Origin of the sequence: Pluralibacter gergoviae ATCC 33028 = NBRC 105706, assembly GCF_001598855.1 — a bacterium.
Classification (GTDB): Bacteria; Pseudomonadota; Gammaproteobacteria; order Enterobacterales; family Enterobacteriaceae; genus Pluralibacter; species Pluralibacter gergoviae.
Genome location: NZ_BCZS01000005.1, coordinates 61,493 through 80,795, shown reverse-complemented (window position 1 = coordinate 80,795; position 19,303 = coordinate 61,493). Strand labels below are relative to the sequence as shown.

At 59.4% G+C, this 19,303-nt stretch carries 16 protein-coding genes; 7 read left to right on the top strand and 9 right to left on the bottom strand.

Annotation, left to right across the window (positions count from 1 at the left end; translation table 11 throughout):
* Positions 1-660 (top strand): bifunctional tRNA pseudouridine(32) synthase/23S rRNA pseudouridine(746) synthase RluA, encoded by a 660-nt coding sequence (gene rluA, locus ENGE1_RS07400; RefSeq protein WP_048253190.1) that lies wholly within the window; start codon positions 1-3, stop codon positions 658-660.
* 483 nt (positions 661-1,143) lie between these two features.
* On the opposite strand, the gene djlA is transcribed toward rluA, so the two are convergent.
* Positions 1,144-1,965 (bottom strand): co-chaperone DjlA, encoded by an 822-nt coding sequence (gene djlA / locus ENGE1_RS07395; protein ID WP_043086039.1) that lies wholly within the window; start codon positions 1,963-1,965, stop codon positions 1,144-1,146.
* Between the two features lie 260 nt (positions 1,966-2,225).
* Between djlA and lptD the strand changes: the two genes are divergently transcribed.
* The 6 genes from lptD to apaH are packed head-to-tail and all read left to right on the top strand — an operon-like array spanning position 2,226 to position 8,947.
* Positions 2,226-4,559, top strand: coding sequence for an LPS assembly protein LptD (gene lptD / locus ENGE1_RS07390; protein ID WP_048253191.1), 2,334 nt, complete (start codon positions 2,226-2,228; stop codon positions 4,557-4,559).
* A 57-nt stretch (positions 4,560-4,616) separates the two neighbouring features.
* The gene (gene surA / locus ENGE1_RS07385; protein ID WP_043086042.1) at positions 4,617-5,903 is read left to right on the top strand and encodes a peptidylprolyl isomerase SurA; all 1,287 of its coding nucleotides are present in this window, start codon (positions 4,617-4,619) and stop codon (positions 5,901-5,903) included.
* Positions 5,903-6,892: a 4-hydroxythreonine-4-phosphate dehydrogenase PdxA gene (gene pdxA / locus ENGE1_RS07380; protein WP_048253192.1), complete on the top strand. Its 990-nt coding sequence runs from the start codon at positions 5,903-5,905 to the stop codon at positions 6,890-6,892. Before surA ends, pdxA begins: the two co-directional genes overlap by 1 nt.
* Positions 6,889-7,710 carry a 16S rRNA (adenine(1518)-N(6)/adenine(1519)-N(6))-dimethyltransferase RsmA gene (gene rsmA / locus ENGE1_RS07375; protein WP_048253193.1) on the top strand — a complete coding sequence of 274 codons (822 nt, stop codon included), beginning with the start codon at positions 6,889-6,891 and terminating at the stop codon, positions 7,708-7,710. The genes pdxA and rsmA overlap by 4 nt, the downstream gene beginning before the upstream one ends.
* Positions 7,711-7,713: 3 nt before the next feature.
* The gene (gene apaG / locus ENGE1_RS07370; RefSeq protein ID WP_043086048.1) at positions 7,714-8,091 is read left to right on the top strand and encodes a Co2+/Mg2+ efflux protein ApaG; all 378 of its coding nucleotides are present in this window, start codon (positions 7,714-7,716) and stop codon (positions 8,089-8,091) included.
* 4 nt (positions 8,092-8,095) lie between these two features.
* A complete protein-coding gene (gene apaH / locus ENGE1_RS07365; RefSeq protein WP_045287601.1) occupies positions 8,096-8,947 on the top strand; it encodes a bis(5'-nucleosyl)-tetraphosphatase (symmetrical) ApaH in 852 nt (283 codons plus the stop codon).
* 73 nt (positions 8,948-9,020) lie between these two features.
* Here the strand turns inward: apaH and folA are convergent, their stop codons facing one another.
* The 8 genes from folA to rihC form a co-directional block, all read right to left on the bottom strand.
* Positions 9,021-9,500: a type 3 dihydrofolate reductase gene (gene folA, locus ENGE1_RS07360; protein WP_045287602.1), complete on the bottom strand. Its 480-nt coding sequence runs from the start codon at positions 9,498-9,500 to the stop codon at positions 9,021-9,023.
* A 218-nt stretch (positions 9,501-9,718) separates the two neighbouring features.
* Positions 9,719-11,584, bottom strand: coding sequence for a glutathione-regulated potassium-efflux system protein KefC (gene kefC, locus ENGE1_RS07355; RefSeq protein WP_048253194.1), 1,866 nt, complete (start codon positions 11,582-11,584; stop codon positions 9,719-9,721).
* Positions 11,577-12,107 carry a glutathione-regulated potassium-efflux system oxidoreductase KefF gene (kefF, locus tag ENGE1_RS07350; protein WP_048253195.1) on the bottom strand — a complete coding sequence of 177 codons (531 nt, stop codon included), beginning with the start codon at positions 12,105-12,107 and terminating at the stop codon, positions 11,577-11,579. Before kefF ends, kefC begins: the two co-directional genes overlap by 8 nt.
* A 103-nt stretch (positions 12,108-12,210) precedes the next feature.
* Complete coding sequence (locus ENGE1_RS07345) at positions 12,211-12,444, bottom strand: YgdI/YgdR family lipoprotein (protein WP_043086055.1); 234 nt, start codon at positions 12,442-12,444, stop codon at positions 12,211-12,213.
* A gap of 145 nt (positions 12,445-12,589) precedes the next feature.
* Positions 12,590-15,814 carry a carbamoyl-phosphate synthase large subunit gene (gene carB, locus ENGE1_RS07340; protein ID WP_043086056.1) on the bottom strand — a complete coding sequence of 1,075 codons (3,225 nt, stop codon included), beginning with the start codon at positions 15,812-15,814 and terminating at the stop codon, positions 12,590-12,592.
* Between the two features lie 18 nt (positions 15,815-15,832).
* Entirely contained in the window at positions 15,833-16,981 is a 1,149-nt protein-coding gene (carA, locus tag ENGE1_RS07335; protein ID WP_048253196.1) for a glutamine-hydrolyzing carbamoyl-phosphate synthase small subunit, read from the bottom strand.
* A gap of 454 nt (positions 16,982-17,435) precedes the next feature.
* Positions 17,436-18,257: a 4-hydroxy-tetrahydrodipicolinate reductase gene (dapB, locus tag ENGE1_RS07330; RefSeq protein ID WP_048253197.1), complete on the bottom strand. Its 822-nt coding sequence runs from the start codon at positions 18,255-18,257 to the stop codon at positions 17,436-17,438.
* A 131-nt stretch (positions 18,258-18,388) separates the two neighbouring features.
* Entirely contained in the window at positions 18,389-19,303 is a 915-nt protein-coding gene (gene rihC, locus ENGE1_RS07325) for a ribonucleoside hydrolase RihC (RefSeq protein ID WP_043086060.1), read from the bottom strand.

Below are 19,303 nucleotides of genomic sequence, written 5' to 3'. Positions count from 1 at the left end.
ATGATCATGCCGCCCTACCATCCGCCGCAGGATCCCTGGCTGGTGGTTCTCTACCAGGATGAGCACATCATGGTGGTGAACAAGCCGAGCGGCCTGCTCTCCGTGCCGGGCCGGCAGGAGGAGCACCGGGACAGCATCATGACCCGCATCCAGCGCGACTATCCGGCGGCGGAGTCGGTGCACCGCCTCGATATGGCCACCAGCGGCGTGATCGCGGTGGCGCTGACCAAGGCGGCGGAGCGGGAGCTCAAGCGCCAGTTTCGCGAACGCGAGCCGAAGAAGCAGTATCTGGCGCGGGTCTGGGGCCATCCGGCGCAGGAGAAGGGGCTGGTGGATCTGCCGCTGATCTGCGACTGGCCGAACCGGCCGAAGCAGAAGGTCTGCTTTGAGACCGGCAAACCGGCGCAGACGGAGTATGAGGTGCTGGAGTATGCGCCCGACAACACGGCGCGGGTGCTGCTAAAGCCGATCACCGGCCGCTCGCACCAGCTGCGGGTGCATATGCTGGTGCTGGGGCATCCGATCCTCGGCGACCGCTTCTACGCTACGCCGGAGGCGCTGGCGATGGCGCCGAGGCTGCTGCTGCACGCGCAGACGCTGACTATTACCCATCCGGCGTTTGGCAACAGCATGACCTTCCGGGCGCCGGTGGACTTTTAGCTGGTTTTCTCCCTCTCCTACGGCTGTCTCTTAGTCACACTTTTTATTGAGAGATAGCGTGAGTATTCATAAAAAACAATATGTTATGAATGGTGGAATAATTCCGTTCACTATAAGAACTCCGCATCTCTGTCAGGCTTTCTGCGGTGAACGTGTCAAGGGAGCTCGCCGCCGCTCCCTTGACAATCCCGGCTCCCGGCAAGAAAAATCGCCGCTGCGCGGAACCTCAGATTCTGACGTCTGGCTTTCGGGTACGGGCGCGATGCAACATCCCTGTAAGTCGCGCCCGCAGCCCGCATCCCTGCGGGCTGCCCCGGCCAGACGTCAGAATCTGAGGCGATTTTTAGCCGGAATTTAAAACCCTCAGCCTGGATAAGCGTTGGGCTGGCTTATCCGTTTGAACTAAAGATTTGTGTATAAGAGACAGCCCACGGGAGAGGGGAGCAAACCACAAAAAACCTCCCGGACGAGAGGTTTTTGCTTTTATTTAAAGCCTTTCTGCTCTTTTATCAGCTCATAGGCGCTCTGGATCTCCTGCGCCTTCTGCTTCGCCATCTCCATCATCTCCGGCGGCAGACCTTTCGCCACCAGCTTATCAGGATGGTGCTCGCCCATCAGCTTGCGGTAGGCGCGCTTGATGGTGGTGGCGTCGTCGGTGGGCTTCACGCCGAGCACGTTGCAGGCATCTTCCAGCGTCGGACCGCGCTGCGCCTGCTGCTGGTAGCCGCCGCCAGTGCCGGAGTACTGCTGGTAGCCGCCGCCGAACTGCGCGCCCCCCTGCATCATGCGCATAAACTGATCGAACTGGGCGCGGGAGATGCCGAGCTCGTCGCCAATCACGTACAGCACTTCGCGCTCGTTAGGGTGGAGTTCGCCGTCGGCAAACGCCGCCTGCAGCTGAATTTCCAGAAACATCCTAATCAAATCGAAGCGGCCAAAGCAGACGCTGCGCAGCTGGCGCATCTTCTCACGCAGGGGATAATTATCGGCCTTGCCAACGCGAAACGCCTGCTGCGCCGCGGTGCGGGAGTCGCCGTGGAGGTTCATGCGGTCCATCAGCACGTTGGCCACCTGAATATCGGCTTCCGTCACCCGACCTTTCGATTTAGTCAGGTGACCCATGACTTCAAAGGTGGTGGCAAAAAACAGCGCCTGCCGCTCCTGCTGCCCCGCCGAAAAATTGAGCTTGCGCATCCGCGCCGTATCAAACATATGGCCGACGATAAGCCCAAGCAGCGCGCCCCAGAAGCCGCTGCCCATCATTAATGCTACCGCCACGCCAATCACTTTACCCCAATACTGCATAGACTCCCCAATCGCTCAAATCCACATGCCGCAGGCATCATATTGCGCCTTGAATAAAGGCGAGTTTTTAAACTATGACCTGTTGGTCATAGCAGGACATACACTATAATTTGCTTTATCATACTCGCCATTCGACACAGTACCTAACGCCACAAATTTAAAACGACCTTATAAACACTGGCGCGTTAACGATGAGTGCGTTAGTCTCTGACCGTTTGCATGCCGCGAAGCCACAGATGACGGAACAATAAATACAACGTATGAAAAAACGTATTCCCACCCTCCTGGCCACCATGATCGCCAGTGCCCTTTACAGTCAGGCTGGCGCTGCGGCCGACCTCGCATCGCAGTGTATGCTGGGGGTACCTAGCTATACCCGTCCTCAGGTAGAGGGTGACGCCAATAGCCTGCCTGTGACCATTAACGCCGATAACGCCAAGGGCGATTACCCCGACAATGCCGTCTTCACCGGCAACGTGGATATCGAGCAGGGTAACAGCCGTCTGAAGGCCGACGAAGTTCAGCTGCATCAGAAGCAGCCGCCGGGTCAGAGCGACCCGGTGCGAACCGTCGATGCGCTTGGCAACGTACACTATGATGACGATCAGGTGATCCTGCGTGGGCCGAAAGCCTGGTCGAATCTCAACACCAAAGACACCAACGTCTGGAGTGGCGACTATCAGATGGTAGATCGCCAGGGCCGCGGCACCGCCGACGTTATGAAGCAGCGCGGCGACAACCGCTATACCATCCTCGATAACGGCATGTTCACCTCCTGCCTGCCGGGCTCTAATACCTGGAGCGTGGTGGGTAGCGAAGTCATTCAGGACCGTCAGGAAGAGGTCGCGGAGATCTGGAACGCCCGCTTCAAGCTCGGCGCCGTACCGGTGTTCTACAGCCCGTATCTGCAGCTGCCGATCGGCAACAAGCGCCGCTCCGGCTTCCTGATCCCCAACGCGGGATTCGGCTCCGACGACGGCTTCTCGTTCAGCCTGCCGTACTACTGGAACATCGCCCCCAACTTCGATGCCACCATCACGCCGCACTACATGTCTAAGCGTGGCAACATCATGTGGGAAAACGAGTTCCGCTATCTGACCCATGCCGGCGCGGGCGTGGCCGAATTGGACTATATGCCGTCCGATAGCCAGCACAGCGACGACAGCGGCCACCGCTGGATGACCTACTGGAACCACTCAGGGGTTATCGATCAGGTGTGGCGCCTGAATGCGGACTACACCAAGGTCAGTGATAAAGACTACTTCGACGACTTTAACTCGAAGTACGGCAACAGCACCGACGGCTATGCCACCCAGAAGTTCAGCGCCGGCTACTTCGTTGATAACTTCGATGCCACGCTCTCCACCAGAAAATTCCAGGTGCTGGATGACGGTAAGAACAGCTCTTACTACGCCATGCCGCAGCTCGACGTGAACTTCTATCAAAACGACGTAGGTCCGTTCGACACACGCCTCTATATGCAGGCCGTGAAGTTCGAAAATACCGACTCCGATATGCCGGAGGCGACCCGCGTACACTTTGAGCCGAGCATCAACCTGCCGCTCTCCAACCGCTGGGGCAGTATTAATACCGAAGCCAAGCTGATGTCGACCCACTACGATCAGAAGCACGTCAACTGGTATAACAATACTTACGGCACCAATCTGAAAGACTCGGTCAACCGCACCCTGCCGCAGTTTAAAATTGATGGCAAGATGGTCTTTGAACGCGATATGGACTGGTCTGCCGGCTACACCCAGACGCTGGAGCCGCGCGTTCAGTACCTGTACGTGCCCTATAAAGACCAGGGCAAGATCATGGAGTACGACTCCTCCCTGCTGCAGGCGGACTACACAGGCCTGTTCCGCGACCGCTCCTACAGCGGCCTGGACCGTATCGCCTCCGCCAACCAAGTCACCACCGGTCTGACGACCCGCGTTTATGATGATAATGCGGTTGAACGTTTTAACGCATCCATTGGTCAAATCTACTTCTTTAAAAAATCGCGTACCGGCGATGACAATTTCAACTGGGAAAACGACGACGACACGGGCTCCATCGTCTGGGCCGGCGATACCTACTGGCGCATGACCGATTACTGGGGACTGCGCGGCGGTATGCAGTACGATACCCGCCTCGACGACTTCACTACCGGCAACGGCGCCATTGAGTACCGCCGTGATGACGACCGAATTGTTCAGCTGAAGTACCGCTACGCCAGCTCGCAATATATCAAAACGACGCTGACGTCGTACTCAACGGCGCAAAACTACCGGGACGGTATCTCCCAGATGGGCATGACCGCCAGCTGGCCGATCGCCGATCGCTGGTCCGTGGTGGGCGCTTACTACTACGATACCAAGATGAGCAAAACGGCCAACCAGATGCTCGGCCTGCAGTATAACTCCTGCTGCTACGCCATCAGCATCGGCTATGAGCGTAAGATCAACGACTGGGACTACAACAAACAGCAATCGAAGTTCGACAACAAGATTGGCTTCAACATCGAGCTACGCGGCCTGAGCTCCAACTACGGTCTCGGCACGCAGAAAATGCTGCGCTCGAACATACTGCCTTACCAAAGCGCTTTGTAATGGCTAAGAGATACAACGTAAACCGCACTGCGGTTAGTTAATTGAAATGGAAAGAGTATGAAGAACTGGAAAACGCTGCTTCTCGGTATCGCCATGGTGGCGAATATCAGCTATGCCGCACCGCAGGTTGTCGATAAGGTTGCCGCTGTGGTTAACAATGGCGTAGTCCTTGAAAGCGACGTCGATGGAATGATGCAGTCCGTTAAGGGAAGTGCCGGCCAGTCCGGCCAGCAGCTGCCGGATGACGCCACGCTGCGTCACCAGATCCTCGAACGTCTGATCATGGATCAGATTGTTCTGCAGATGGGGCAGAAGATGGGCGTGACGGTCTCTGATGAGCAGCTCGACCAGGCTATCGCCAATATCGCGCAGCAAAACAACATGACCCTCGATCAGATGCGCAGCCGCCTGGCCTACGACGGGCTGAACTACAGCACCTATCGTAAGCAGATCCGCAAGGAGATGATCATCTCCGAGGTGCGTAACAACGAAGTGCGTCGCCGCATCACCGTTCTGCCGCAGGAAGTGGACGCTCTGGCGCAGCAGATTGGCAATCAGAACGACGCCAGCACCGAGCTGAACCTGAGCCACATTCTGCTGCCGCTGCCGGAAAACCCGACCGCCGATCAGGTAAGTGAGCAGGAAAACATGGCGCGCTCAATCATCGATCAGGCGCGCAAAGGCACCGACTTCGGCAAGCTGGCGATCACCTACTCTGCCGATCCGCAGGCGCTGAAAGGCGGGCAGATGGGCTGGGGCCGCATCCAGGAACTGCCGTCCATTTTCGCCCAGGCCCTGAGCACTGCGAAAAAAGGCGATATCATTGGTCCGATTCGTTCCGGCGTCGGTTTCCACATTCTGAAGGTTAACGACCTGCGCGGCCAGACCCAGAACATCTCGGTGACCGAAGTCCACGCCCGCCACATCCTGCTCAAGCCGTCGCCGATCATGACCGACGATCAGGCCCGTGCCAAACTGGAAGAAGTGGCAGCCGACATTAAGAGCGGCAGAACCACCTTTGACAAGGCGGCGAAAGAGCTGTCCCAGGATCCTGGCTCTGCAAACCAGGGCGGCGATCTGGGCTGGGGTACGCCGGATATGTATGACCCCGCGTTCCGCGATGCGCTGCTGAAACTCAGCAAAGGCCAGATGAGCGGCCCGGTCCACTCCTCTTTCGGCTGGCACCTGATCCAGCTGCTGGATACCCGCAAGGTTGACCGCACCGATGCCGCGCAGAAAGACCGCGCCTATCGGATGCTGATGAACCGTAAATTTGCGGAAGAAGCCGGTACCTGGATGCAGGAACAGCGCGCCAGCGCCTACGTTAAAATCCTGAGCAACTAATGACGCGACAATTTCGCGTGGTCATCACGCCCGGCGAACCCGCCGGGATTGGCCCCGATCTGGCGGTCCAGCTTGCGCAGCAGGACTGGCCCGCCGAACTGGTGGTCTGCGCTGATGGATCACTTCTGAAAAACCGGGCAGCCATGCTCGGTTTACCATTAAGCCTCCTGCCCTACGATCCCAGCAAGCCCCCGCAGCCTCAGCGCGCAGGGACCCTGACGCTGCTGCCGATAGCCCTCGGCGCGCTAGTTGAACCCGGCAGACTTAACGTTGCCAACGGCCCCTATGTCGTTGAGACGCTGGCCCGGGCGTGCGATGGTGCGAGCAGCGGCGAGTTCGCCGCGCTGATCACCGGCCCGGTGCAGAAGAGCATTATCAACGACGCGGGTATCCCGTTTACCGGCCACACCGAGTTTTTTGAACAGCGCGCCGGCGCGGCGAAGGTGGTGATGATGCTGGCAACGGAGGAGCTGCGGGTGGCGCTGGCGACCACGCATCTGCCGCTGAAAACCGTCAGCGAGGCGATTACGCCGGATCTGCTGCGCGAAATCATCGCCATTCTGCACCACGATCTGCGCAGTAAATTTGGCATCGCCGATCCCCGCGTACTGGTCTGCGGCCTCAATCCCCACGCCGGGGAAGGCGGCCATATGGGCATGGAAGAGATAGAAACGATCATTCCGGTACTGGAGGAGATGCGCGCGCAGGGCATGAACCTGACGGGTCCGCTGCCCGCCGATACGCTGTTTCAGCCCAAATATCTCGACTGCGCCGACGCAGTGCTCGCGATGTACCACGATCAGGGCCTGCCCGTGCTAAAATACCAGGGCTTTGGCCGCGCGGTAAATATTACGCTTGGTCTGCCCTTTATCCGCACGTCCGTGGACCACGGCACTGCCCTTGAGCTGGCGGGCCGCGGCGAAGCGAACGTCGGCAGTTTTATTACGGCGCTTAATCTCGCCATCAAAATGATTGTTAACTCTCAATGAATAATCGAGTCCATCAGGGCCACCTCGCCCGTAAACGCTTCGGGCAAAACTTTCTCAACGATCGGTTCGTGATCGACAGCATCGTCTCCGCCATCAACCCGCAAAAGGGCCAGGCGATGGTTGAAATCGGGCCGGGCCTTGCCGCCCTGACCGAGCCGGTGGGTGAACGCCTTGATAAGCTGACCGTCATCGAACTGGACCGCGATCTGGCCGCACGCCTGAAGACGCATCCGTTCCTCGGCCCCAAGCTGACCATCTATCAGCAGGATGCGATGACCATGAACTTCGGCGAGCTGTCCAAAGAGATTGGCCAGCCGCTGCGCGTCTTTGGCAACCTGCCCTACAATATTTCGACGCCGCTGATGTTCCATCTGTTCAGCTATACTGACGCCATTGCCGATATGCACTTTATGCTGCAAAAAGAGGTGGTAAACCGCCTGGTTGCAGGACCGAACAGTAAAGCGTATGGTCGGTTAAGCGTCATGGCGCAGTATTACTGCCAGGTGATCCCGGTACTTGAAGTGCCGCCATCGGCCTTTACGCCGCCGCCCAAGGTAGATTCCGCCGTGGTGCGCCTGGTGCCTCACGCGACCCTGCCGCATCCGGTTAAAGAGGTTCGCGTGCTGAGCCGTATTACCACCGAAGCATTTAACCAGCGCCGCAAGACCATCCGCAACAGCCTGGGCAATCTGTTTAGCGTTGAGGTACTGGAAAGTCTTGGCGTTGACCCGACCCTGCGGGCGGAAAATATCTCCGTTGCGCAGTACTGCCAGCTGGCAAACTGGGTGTCAGACAATGCTTCCCTGAAGGAGAGCTAGAACATGATCAATTCGCCCCGCGTGTGCGTTCAGGTGCAGAGCGTCTATATTGAGGCGCAGTCGGCGCCGGATGAAGAGCGTTACGTCTTTGCGTATACCGTCACGATCCGCAACCTGGGGCGGGAATCTGTTCAGCTACTCGGCCGCTACTGGCTGATCACTAACGGCAACGGCCGCGAAACCGAGGTGCAGGGCGAAGGTGTCGTTGGCGTTCAGCCGCATATCGAGCCCGGCAACGAGTACCAGTACACCAGCGGCGCCGTGCTGGAAACGCCTCTGGGCACCATGCAGGGGCATTATGATATGGTCGATGCTAACGGCAATCCGTTCAGCATCGATATTCCCGTTTTCCGCCTGGCCGTGCCGGCGCTCATACACTGATCCCATGTCTACATACTTAATCGGCGATATTCACGGCTGCTACGATGAGCTCATTGCCCTACTTGAGCAGGTGCAGTTTAACCCGCGCGAAGATAGCCTGTGGCTGACCGGCGATCTGGTGGCAAGAGGTCCGGCGTCGCTGGAGGTTCTGCGCTACGTAAAATCCCTCGGCGACAGCGCGCGCATTGTGCTCGGCAATCACGATCTCCATCTGCTGGCGGTATTCGCCGGCATCAGCCGCAATAAGCCGAAGGACAGGCTCACGCCGCTGCTGGAAGCCCCGGATGCCGACGAGCTTATCAACTGGCTTCGCCGCCAGCCGCTGCTGCAGGTCGACAGAGAGAAAAAGCTGGTGATGGCCCACGCCGGCATTACGCCGCAGTGGGACCTGGCGACGGCCGAGCGCTGCGCCCGCGACGTGGAGGCGGTGCTGTGCAGCGACTCCTACCCGTTCTTTCTCGATGCGATGTACGGCGATCTGCCGAACCACTGGTCGGAAGCGCTCTCCGGCCTCGCCCGGCTGCGCTTTATCTCCAACGCCTTCACCCGCATGCGCTACTGCTTCCCCAATGGCCAGCTGGACATGTACAGCAAAGAGGCCCCGGAAAATGCGCCTTCGCCGCTGAAGCCGTGGTTTGCCATTCCCGGCCCGGTATCGCAGGAGTACAGCATTGCCTTTGGCCACTGGGCGTCGCTGGAAGGAAAAGGTACCCCGGAAGGGATTTACGGCCTGGATACCGGCTGCTGCTGGGGCGGCAACCTCACCTGCCTGCGCTGGGAAGATAAGCGCTACTTCGTGCAGCCGTCTAACCGCCGGCTGGATTTGGGCGAAGAAGAGGAAGCGGCAGCGTCTTAACGCTGCCGTAGTTTGTAGGCCGGTGCAAGCGCAGCGCCGCCCGGCAAAAGGGCTGCGCTAATGCAGAAACAGTTTAGCGCCGCTCCAGCACCTCAAAGCAGTAGCTGTGGGAGTTCTGCGCATCGGCGTCGTGAAACTCGCTGAACGTGGAATCCCACTCATCGGGATCGTAATCCGGAAAGTGTGTATCGCCTTCGACTTCCGCATCAATGTGCGTCAGGTACAGGCGCTGCGCTTTCGGCAGGAACTGTTCATAAACGCGCCCGCCGCCAATCACCATAATCTCCTGCGCGTCGCCGCAGGCGGCAATCGCCTCATCCACCGAACTGACCCACTGCACGCGATCGTCGCTGCCCGGCTGGCGGCTGATAACGATGTTTTTTCGGCCCGGCAGCGGGCGGCCGATGGATTCCCAGGTCAGACGGCCCATGATGACCGGCTTGTTTAAGGTATTACGCTTAAACCAGGCGAGATCGGCCGGCAGATCCCAGGGCATGGCGTTTTCCATACCAATCACGCGATCTACCGCTAATGCCGCAATCAGACTGATCATTAAAATATCCCGGATACAAAAAGCTGCCGACACGTTTACGCACAGCAGCGGAGTGAGCCCCAGGGGCTTACTCAAGGTAAGTGGCTGGGGAGTGAACAAAGGCCGCCAGCATAGCGGCGGCCTGAATGATGACGTGTATATACGGAAAGGATAATCGCTCGTCAACCGCGCGTAGTGCAAAAAAGAAGAATATTTTTCACGCAGGCGCTAAGTCCGCGTTATACCGAAGGTTTAGCTTCCGGCTCCTCGGCAACGTTTCCGCTGTGATTTCCCTCTTCGGTCCCCTGCCAGCCGTGCTGCTGAATGAGCGACATCCGGTCACGATCTTCATTAATGATATCGGTCAGCATCGCGCCGGTGCGCTTGATCGCCGCCGCGAAGGAGGCCTCATCATTTTCAGCGGCTTCCACCATCTCCTCAACCATCCTGACGTTGAAGTGGCGGAACTGATCGGCCCGTTCGCGAGCCTCATAGGGGCCAAGCCCAAGGGACTCCAGCGCCATCCGCCCGGACTTCAGCGCCCCTTCAAAGGTTTCACGCTCGGCATAGGTGACGCCGGCCTGGCGTAGGTGAATATAGTGCTCGACGTCGCGGGCGCGGGCGATGATCTGCAGATGCGGGAACTGGCTTCTGGCCAGCTCACTCAGCTCAAGGTTAACCTTCGGATCGTCGATGGCGTTTATCAGCACCTCTGCTTTCTCCGCCCCGGCGGACTCCAGCAGGCCGGCGCGGGTCGCATCGCCGTAAAACACCTTCATATCAAACTTGCGTAGCGTATCGACGTGATCCGGATCGTGATCGAGGATGACCATTTTCACGCCGTTGGCCAGCAGCAGACGCCCGGCTATCTGACCGTAGCGGCCGAAGCCGGCAACGATCACCCGCGGCTGCTCTTCATCAATTTCATCGGCCTCCCGCTCCTGGCCCGCGGAGGATCTCTCCAGCCGGGAGAGGACGACCAGCAGAATGGGCGTTGCCGCCATCGACAGCGCCACCGTCAGCGTCAGGGCTTTGCCCCATTCGGCGTCGATAACGTTCGCCATCTGCGCTGCACCAAACACCACGAAAGCAAATTCACTGCCCTGCCCCAGCAGCGTAGCGAACAGGGTGCGCTGGGCCTTCGGCACGCCGAGCGGGCAGGCGATAAGCCACAGCATGACAAACTTAATCACCAGAAAACCGACCAGCAGCAGCAGGATGCGCAGCGGATGGGACATCAGGGTGCCGAAGTCGATAGACATGCCGACGCCGATAAAGAACAGTCCCAGCAGCAGCCCCTTGAAGGGTTCAATATCGCTCTCCAGCGCGTGGCGGTACTCGGAGCTTGCCAGCAGTACCCCCGCCAGAAACGCCCCCATCGCCATCGACAGGCCAACGCCCTCCAGCAGCAGGCCAAAGCCGAAGATCAGGAATAGCGCCACGGCGCTGAACACTTCCCGCAGGCCCGAACGGGCGACGAAGCGCAGCACCGGCCGAGTAACGTAGCGCCCGAGGAGTACCACCAGCGCCAGCGCGGCAACGACTTTTGCCGCCGACAGCGCAAACGCGGCCAGAGTCGTCGACCCGCCGCTCGCCGCCAGCAGCGGGATCATCGCCACCAGCGGAATGGCCGCGATATCCTGAAACAGCAGCACGGCAAACGTAGTGCGGCCCAGCTGGGATACCGTCAGGTTACGCTCATTCATCGCCTGCATGGTGATCGCCGTCGAGGAGAGCGCCAGCGTCAGGCCGATCAGCGCCGCCACCTTCCAGTTGAGGCCGAGCAGAATGCAGAAACCGCCCAGCGCCGCGCCGCAGAGAACCATCTGCACGGTGCCGCCGCCGAATACCGAGGCCCGCAGCTTCCACAGGCGCTGGGGATCCAGCTCAAGCCCGATAACGAACAGCATCAGCACCACGCCGATTTCGGCAAAGTGAAGAATAGACTCGGCGTCGGCCACCAGCCGCAGCCCCCAGGGGCCGATGGCGCAGCCGGCAATCAGGTAGCCGAGCACCGAGCCCAGCCCCAGACGCATAGCGATGGGCACAATCAGGGCGGCGGACCCCAGGTAAATCAGCGCCTGTATTAACGCATGGCTATCCACGGTGCGCCTCCTGCCATTCCACTAGTCGTTGTTTATAGCGACGCGCCTGTGCGGTCAGCGTTTCGTCGTCGCAGATGAAAGTGCTGTGCATGGCGAAGGGCGGCAGCCACTTCAGGCCGCAGTAAAGCGCGGTTGCCTGCAGCGGTTGGCCTAAGATATCGAAGCCCGGGAAGTCGCCGATGGCGAAGTGCTTATCGCCGCCGCCGGTAGTCACCGCCCACAGCAGGCTTTTACCGTTCAGGGCTGTGCCGCCGTGACCGTAGGCCCAGCCGTGGGAGAGAACTTTATCGATCCACAGCTTGAGCAGCGGCGGTACGCTGTACCACTGCATCGGGTGCTGCCAGACGATCAGGTCGGCGCGGGAGAGCGCCTCCTGTTCGGCGGCAATATCAATATTGAAATCGGGATAGAGGTGATAGAGGGAACGGACTTCTACGCCGTCAATTTCCCTTGCCTGGTCAATCATCCGTTTATTCGCATGCGAATGCTGCGGATAAGGATGCGAATAAATAATTAAAATCATCTGTTAGCCTGTTGTGACTTATCTGTTTCGACAGGTAAGTCTAGTCGTAACCGACCCAGGCTAACAGTGAATATTACTGGCGTGGAACGTTGAGAAATCTGAATTAGTTATCCAGTTCGCTCATCGATTTCACCTGATCGCGGTTAACCTGCTCGGTTTTACCGGTCTCGGCGTTTTCATAGGAAACCAGCCCGGTGTCCTCATCAACCTGCGGCTTACCGTCGGTGACGATGGTCTTGCCGTCGGTGGTTTTCACGGCCTGGTTTGAGGAACAGCCAACTACGGTAAACAGCGCAGCGGCGGCAAAAATAGCGGTGGTCAGCAGGCGATGACGCATGATGTTCTCCCTGATCGTTAGTAGAAAGTAGTTCTTGCTTAATAACTTTAGGCTAACTGACTGAGGAGAAGAGAAAAACCAGAAGACTCTGAAGATAACGCGCGGGGAATGAGACCCGGCAACGCGCGTTGCCGGGCCCACCGGATTACTTCGCGATGCGGGCGTGCATCTCCTGCACCGACGTCACCTGCTCGGTAGCGTCTGCGTTCAGGGCCATCGCGGTGGCGAAGCCGCCGTTCAGGGTGGTGTCATAGTGCACCTTGTACTGCAGGGCGCTGCGGCGAATGACGCGGGAGTCCTCAATCGCCTGGCGGCCTGCGGTGGTGTTGATGATGTAGGTATACTCGCCATTCTTGATGCGGTCCTGAATGTGCGGACGGCCTTCATGCACCTTGTTCACCAGGCGCGGGTTGATGCCCGCTTCGCCCAGCACCACCGCCGTGCCGTGGGTCGCATCCAGCTCGAAGCCCTGCTTGAGCAGCTTCGCCGCCAGATCCACCACCCGCTCTTTATCGCCTTCGCGCACCGACAGCAGCGCGCGGCCCGATTTCTTCATGGTCGAGCTGCTGCCGAGCTGCGCCTTGGCAAACGCCTCTGCGAAGGTGCGGCCGACGCCCATCACTTCCCCGGTGGAGCGCATTTCCGGCCCCAGCAGCGGGTCAACGCCCGGGAACTTGTTGAACGGCAGCACCACCTCTTTCACCGAGTAGTACGGCGGGATTACCTCTTTAGTGACGCCCTGCTGGGCCAGCGTCTGGCCGACCATCACGCGGGCCGCCACTTTCGCCAGCGCAACGCCGGTGGCTTTCGAGACGAACGGCACGGTGCGCGCCGCACGCGGGTTAACTTCAATCAGATAGACTTCGTTATTCTTCACCGCGAACTGGACGTTCATCAGGCCGCGCACCTGCAGCTCGAAGGCCAGCTTCTGCACCTGCTGGCGCATCACGTCCTGGATCTCCTGGCTGAGGGTATAGGCCGGCAGCGAGCAGGCGGAGTCGCCGGAGTGGACGCCGGCCTGTTCGATATGCTCCATGATGCCGCCGATGACCACGGCTTCACCGTCGCAGATAGCGTCAACGTCCACTTCAACCGCATCGTCGAGGAAGCGGTCCAGCAGCACCGGCGCGTCGTTGGAAACGCTGACCGCGGTCTGGAAGTAGCGACGCAGGTCGGCCTCGTCATAAACGATCTCCATTGCGCGGCCGCCCAGCACGTAGGAGGGGCGCACCACCAGCGGATAGCCAATCTCTTTCGCTTTCTCTACCGCCTGTTCAATGGCGGTAACGGTGGCGTTGGCCGGCTGCTTGAGCTTGAGGCGGTCTACCGCCTGCTGGAAGCGCTCGCGGTCTTCGGCGCGGTCGATGGCGTCCGGGCTGGTGCCGATAACCGGCACGCCTGCAGCTTCAAGGTCGCGGGCCAGCTTCAGCGGCGTCTGGCCGCCGTACTGGACAATCACGCCCTTCGGCTTCTCGATGCGCACGATCTCCAGCACGTCTTCCAGGGTAACCGGCTCGAAGTAGAGGCGGTCGGAGGTGTCGTAGTCGGTGGAGACGGTTTCCGGGTTACAGTTGACCATGATGGTCTCGTAGCCGTCTTCGCGCAGCGCCAGCGAGGCGTGGACGCAGCAGTAGTCAAACTCAATCCCCTGACCGATACGGTTCGGCCCGCCGCCGAGGACCATGATCTTGTCGCGGTCTACGGACGGGTTGGCTTCGCATTCGTCTTCATAGGTGGAGTACATGTAGGCGGTATCGGTGGCGAACTCCGCGGCGCAGGTATCCACGCGTTTGTAGACCGGGTGCAGGCCGTACTGATTGCGCAGTTTGCGGATTTCCGCTTCGCGCACGCCGGCGAGCTTCGCCAGGCGGGCGTCGGCAAAGCCTTTGCGCTTGAGCACGCGCAGGAAATCAGCGTCCAAGCCGTTGATGCCCAGCTCCGCCACTTTCTCTTCCAGGCGCACCAGCTCTTCAATCTGCACCAGGAACCAGCGGTCGATGTTGGTCAGGTTGAACACGCCGTCCACCGACAGGCCGGCGCGGAAGGCGTCGGCGATGTACCAGATGCGCTCAGCGCCCGCGTCCTTCAGCTCGCGGCGGATTTTGGTCAGCGCTTCCGGATCGTCGAGGCTGACTTTCGGGTCAAAACCGGTGGCGCCCACTTCCAGGCCGCGCAGCGCTTTCTGCAGCGACTCCTGCTGGGTGCGGCCGATGGCCATCACTTCGCCGACGGACTTCATCTGGGTGGTCAGGCGGTCGTTGGCCCCGGCGAACTTCTCGAAGTTAAAGCGCGGGATCTTGGTGACGACATAGTCGATGGACGGTTCGAAGGAGGCCGGGGTGCGGCCGCCGGTGATGTCGTTCATCAGCTCGTCGAGGGTATAGCCCACCGCCAGCTTAGCGGCCACTTTCGCAATCGGGAAGCCGGTGGCTTTCGAGGCCAGCGCGGACGAGCGCGACACGCGCGGGTTCATCTCGATAACGATCAGGCGGCCATTCTTCGGGTTAACCGCAAACTGCACGTTGGAGCCGCCGGTTTCGACGCCGATCTCACGCAGTACCGCCATCGAGGCGTTACGCATGATCTGGTACTCTTTGTCGGTCAGCGTCTGGGCCGGCGCCACGGTGATGGAGTCGCCGGTGTGGATGCCCATGGCGTCGAAGTTTTCGATCGAGCAGACGATGATGCAGTTGTCGTTCTTATCGCGAACCACTTCCATCTCGTACTCTTTCCAGCCGATCAGCGACTCGTCGATCAGCAGCTCGTTGGTCGGGGAGAGATCCAGGCCGCGCTCGCAAATCTCTTCAAACTCTTCGCGGTTGTAGGCGATGCCGCCGCCGGTGCCGCCCATGGTAAAGGAGGGGCGGATAATGCACGGGAAACCGACATCGGCGGCCACCGCCAGCGCCTCTTCCATGGTGTGCGCGATGCCGGAGCGGGCGGTGTCGAGGCCGATTTTCTTCATCGCCACGTCGAAGCGGCGGCGGTCTTCGGCTTTATCAATCGCATCGGCGGTAGCGCCAATCATGGTCACGCCGAACTCTTCCAGCACCCCCTGACGCTCCAGCTCCAGCGCGCAGTTCAGCGCCGTCTGGCCGCCCATGGTCGGCAGCACCGCATCCGGGCGCTCTTTTTCAATAATTTTGCGCACCACTTCCCAGTGGATCGGCTCGATATAGGTGGCGTCGGCCATCTCCGGGTCGGTCATGATGGTGGCCGGGTTGGAGTTCACCAGAATGACGCGGTAGCCCTCTTCGCGCAGGGCTTTACACGCCTGGGCGCCGGAGTAGTCAAATTCGCAGGCCTGGCCGATAACGATCGGGCCAGCGCCGAGGATCAGGATGCTTTTTATATCAGTACGTTTTGGCATGGTTCTTCAGGCTCCTGATTATTTAGCGGTCTTACGGTACTGCTCAATGAGTTCGATAAAGTGGTCAAACAGCGGCGCGGCATCGTGCGGGCCGGGGCTCGCCTCCGGGTGTCCCTGGAAGCTGAAGGCCGGCTTGTCGGTGCGGTGAATGCCCTGCAGGGTGCCGTCGAACAGCGATTTGTGGGTCACGCGCAGGTTGGCAGGCAGCGTCGCCTCATCCACCGCAAAGCCGTGGTTCTGGGCGGTGATCATCACCACGTCGCGGTCGAGGTCTTTCACCGGATGGTTGCCGCCGTGGTGGCCGAACTTCATCTTGACGGTCTTCGCGCCGCTCGCCAGGGCCAGCAGCTGGTGGCCGAGGCAGATGCCGAATACCGGAATGTCGGTAGTAAGGAATTTTTCGATGGCCGCGATGGCGTAGTCGCACGGCGCCGGGTCGCCGGGGCCGTTAGAGAGGAAGATGCCGTCCGGGTTCATCTTCAGCACCTCTTCAGCGGAGGTCTGCGCCGGTACCACCGTCAGGCGGCAGCCGCGGTCCACCAGCATGCGCAGGATGTTGCGCTTGGCGCCGAAATCGTAGGCCACCACGTGGAACGGCAGGTCACCCTCGGCTTTGGCTTCCGGCAGGTCGCCTTCCAGGGTCCAGCTGCCCTGGGTCCAGCTGTAGTTCTCGCCGGTGGTGACCTCTTTCGCCAGGTCCATGCCGTTGAGGCCCGGGAACGCTTTCGCTTTTTCCAGCGCCAGCGCCGCATCCGGGACGTCGCCCGCGATGATGCAGCCGTTCTGCGCGCCCTTCTCGCGCAGCAGGCGGGTCAGCTTGCGGGTATCAATATCGGCAATCGCCACGATGTTGTGGCGCTTGAGATAAGAAGAGAGGTCTTCGGTAGAGCGGAAGTTGCTGGCAATCAGCGGCAGGTCGCGAATAACCAGACCCTGAGCGTGTACCTGGGAAGACTCTTCGTCGGCGGCGTTGGTGCCGACATTGCCGATATGGGGATAAGTAAGGGTAACGATTTGGCGGGAATAGGAGGGATCAGTGAGGATTTCTTGATAACCGGTCATTGAAGTATTGAAAACGACTTCCCCAACCGCCGTGCCCGTTGCCCCAATGGCCCGACCGTGAAACTGGGTTCCGTCTTCCAGAACCAAAAGCGCTGACTTAATCAAAACATCCTCCAGAGAATATTCACTCGGTTTATTTGCATATTAATTCACTCTCATGATGCAAATCAATGCAAATTTGCTGCCCGCGAATTTTCGGCAAACGGCGGCATTCTGGAGATCCGGCAGCTAAAAGTCAACGCAAAGCGGCCATTTTTTATGTTATTTCGCGCCACTGGGTGGTTTAGCCATCCAGATACGGCAAAAAGATCGCTTTTAATGGCCCCGGTAAACGCTTGCGCACCAGGAAAACTGTTTGGGATGAGTAAAAGGCGGGAAAAAGTGGACCAGATGGTCAAATTTTACATATCAACAACACATTTTAATGGTTTAACACTTAAAAACAGATGCTTGAATATAAAAACAACCTTAAACAGGTAAAATTTAAGGGCAATAAAATATTGCCCCTTGCAATCAATACAATAACGACTGCCACGACCACATCACGAACAGTGAAATCTTATAAGTTGTGTAAATCGAGCACATCTTTCATATCAAAAAGGCCACTTGATTTCTCTTTCAGCCATAGAGCCGACCTTACGGCGCCATTGGCAAACGTCATGCGGCTGGAGGCCTTATGGGTAATCTCAATCCGCTCGCCGATATCGGCAAACATCGCCGTGTGCTCGCCGACAATATCCCCGGCGCGCACGGTAGCGAAACCGATGGTGCCAGGCACGCGTTCGCCGGTGTGTCCTTCCCGGCTGTAGACCGCGCACTCGCTGAGATCTTTATCCAGCGCGTGGGCAATAGCCTCCCCCATCGCCAGCGCGGTGCCGGAGGGGGCGTCAACTTTATGCCGGTGGTGGGCTTCAATAATCTCAATATCGGTATAGTCCCCCATCACTTTGGCGGCTTTCTCCAGCAGCCGCAGCATGACGCTGACGCCGACGCTGAAGTTGGCGGCAAACACGATGGCAATCTGCTCTGCTGCTTCGCGGATCGCCTGCTTGCCCGCGTCGTCAAAGCCGGTAGTGCCGATCACCATGCCTTTGCCGTGCCGGCGGCAGAATGCCAGATGATTGAGGGTGCCTTCCGGGCGGGTAAAATCAATTAAGACGTCAAAATCGTCCTTCACCGCCTCGAGGCTACTCTGCACCTGCACGCCGGTGTGGCCGATGCCCGCCAGCTCGCCGGCATCGGCGCCCACCAGCGAAGAGCCTTCGCGCTCCAGCGCCGCGCCCAGCGCAACGCCGTCGAACGCCGCTGCGGCCTGAATCAGCTGCCGTCCCATACGTCCGCCCGCGCCGGCAATGGCAACGCGGATCTGTCCATCTTGCATATCTATTCTCTTCGTTAATACAGTGTTAATCGGTCTCAGAGTAACCAGCCCCGACGAGGGCCGCCACTCTAACGCATTCATAATTAGAATTTACTGATAAAGCCCTGGCAATATCAGTAAAAGGCATAGTCCTACGGCGCCAGGGCCAGCACCTCCGCCACCCAGCGGCGGAACCCTTCAACATCCAGGTCCAGCGCTACCTGCACGTTGGCGGGCTGCTCATAGCGGCCATCGATATCCACCACCGTTGTCCCTGCGGTCCACTGGCCCTGGGTCTCAACCGCCACGAAGCAGGGCTTAACGGTAAACAGCTGCGGGCGCACCAGCCAGGCGATGGCGCACAGATCGTGCATGCGCAGGCCGCTGGTCATACTGCCGCTGCGGTAGTGGCTGAACAGGGCGTGCAGCATCGCGCCGGTGCGGTTGAGCGTCGGCAGCGCGGCAAGAAATTCCGGGGCAAGAACGGCTTTGTTGGTGACGTCCAGCCCGCACATCACGATCTCCAGCCCGCTCTGAAATACCTTCGACGCGGCTTCCGGATCGATGGCGATATTGAACTCGCCGGTGGGCGTAAAGTTACCGCGCCCGGCGGAGCCGCCCATAATCACCAGCCGACGGATCTTTGTCTTGCAGGCCGGATACTGGATCAGCAGCAGAGCAATATTGGTCAGCGGACCGATAGCGACCAGCGTCATCGGCTCCGGGGCCTGCATCAGCGCGTCGCGCATGGCGAGCAGGGCCGGTTTTTCGAGGATAGTGCGCTGATGTTCAACGAAGTCATAGCCTTCCATGCCGGATTCGCCGTGGACATAGGCGGCATCGCGGGGCGGACGCAGCAGCGGGGCGCTGGCGCCCCGGGCAACCGGTACATCGGCCTGCCAGAAGTGCAGGAGCTGCAGGGCGTTGCGAGTGGTTTTATCCACGGAGACGTTGCCCGCAACGGTAGTGATAAGCTGAAGATCCAGCTCCGGGGCAAACAGCGCAGCGGCAATCGCGGCGGCGTCGTCGATACCGGGATCGGTATCCAGAATGAACGGTAGCGGCAT

Bases quoted from the DNA above. Each gene is read 5' to 3' on its own strand.
- rsmA (WP_048253193.1), top strand. From the start codon at position 6,889: ATGAATAATCGAGTCCATCAGGGCCACCTCGCCCGTAAACGCTTCGGG.
- ENGE1_RS07345 (WP_043086055.1), bottom strand. From the start codon at position 12,444: ATGCGTCATCGCCTGCTGACCACCGCTATTTTTGCCGCCGCTGCGCTG.
- pdxA (WP_048253192.1), top strand. From the start codon at position 5,903: ATGACGCGACAATTTCGCGTGGTCATCACGCCCGGCGAACCCGCCGGG.
- carB (WP_043086056.1), bottom strand. From the start codon at position 15,814: ATGCCAAAACGTACTGATATAAAAAGCATCCTGATCCTCGGCGCTGGC.
- kefF (WP_048253195.1), bottom strand. From the start codon at position 12,107: ATGATTTTAATTATTTATTCGCATCCTTATCCGCAGCATTCGCATGCG.
- rihC (WP_043086060.1), bottom strand. From the start codon at position 19,303: ATGCCGCTACCGTTCATTCTGGATACCGATCCCGGTATCGACGACGCC.
- djlA (WP_043086039.1), bottom strand. From the start codon at position 1,965: ATGCAGTATTGGGGTAAAGTGATTGGCGTGGCGGTAGCATTAATGATG.
- rluA (WP_048253190.1), top strand. From the start codon at position 1: ATGATCATGCCGCCCTACCATCCGCCGCAGGATCCCTGGCTGGTGGTT.
- surA (WP_043086042.1), top strand. From the start codon at position 4,617: ATGAAGAACTGGAAAACGCTGCTTCTCGGTATCGCCATGGTGGCGAAT.
- apaH (WP_045287601.1), top strand. From the start codon at position 8,096: ATGTCTACATACTTAATCGGCGATATTCACGGCTGCTACGATGAGCTC.
- apaG (WP_043086048.1), top strand. From the start codon at position 7,714: ATGATCAATTCGCCCCGCGTGTGCGTTCAGGTGCAGAGCGTCTATATT.
- folA (WP_045287602.1), bottom strand. From the start codon at position 9,500: ATGATCAGTCTGATTGCGGCATTAGCGGTAGATCGCGTGATTGGTATG.
- lptD (WP_048253191.1), top strand. From the start codon at position 2,226: ATGAAAAAACGTATTCCCACCCTCCTGGCCACCATGATCGCCAGTGCC.
- dapB (WP_048253197.1), bottom strand. From the start codon at position 18,257: ATGCAAGATGGACAGATCCGCGTTGCCATTGCCGGCGCGGGCGGACGT.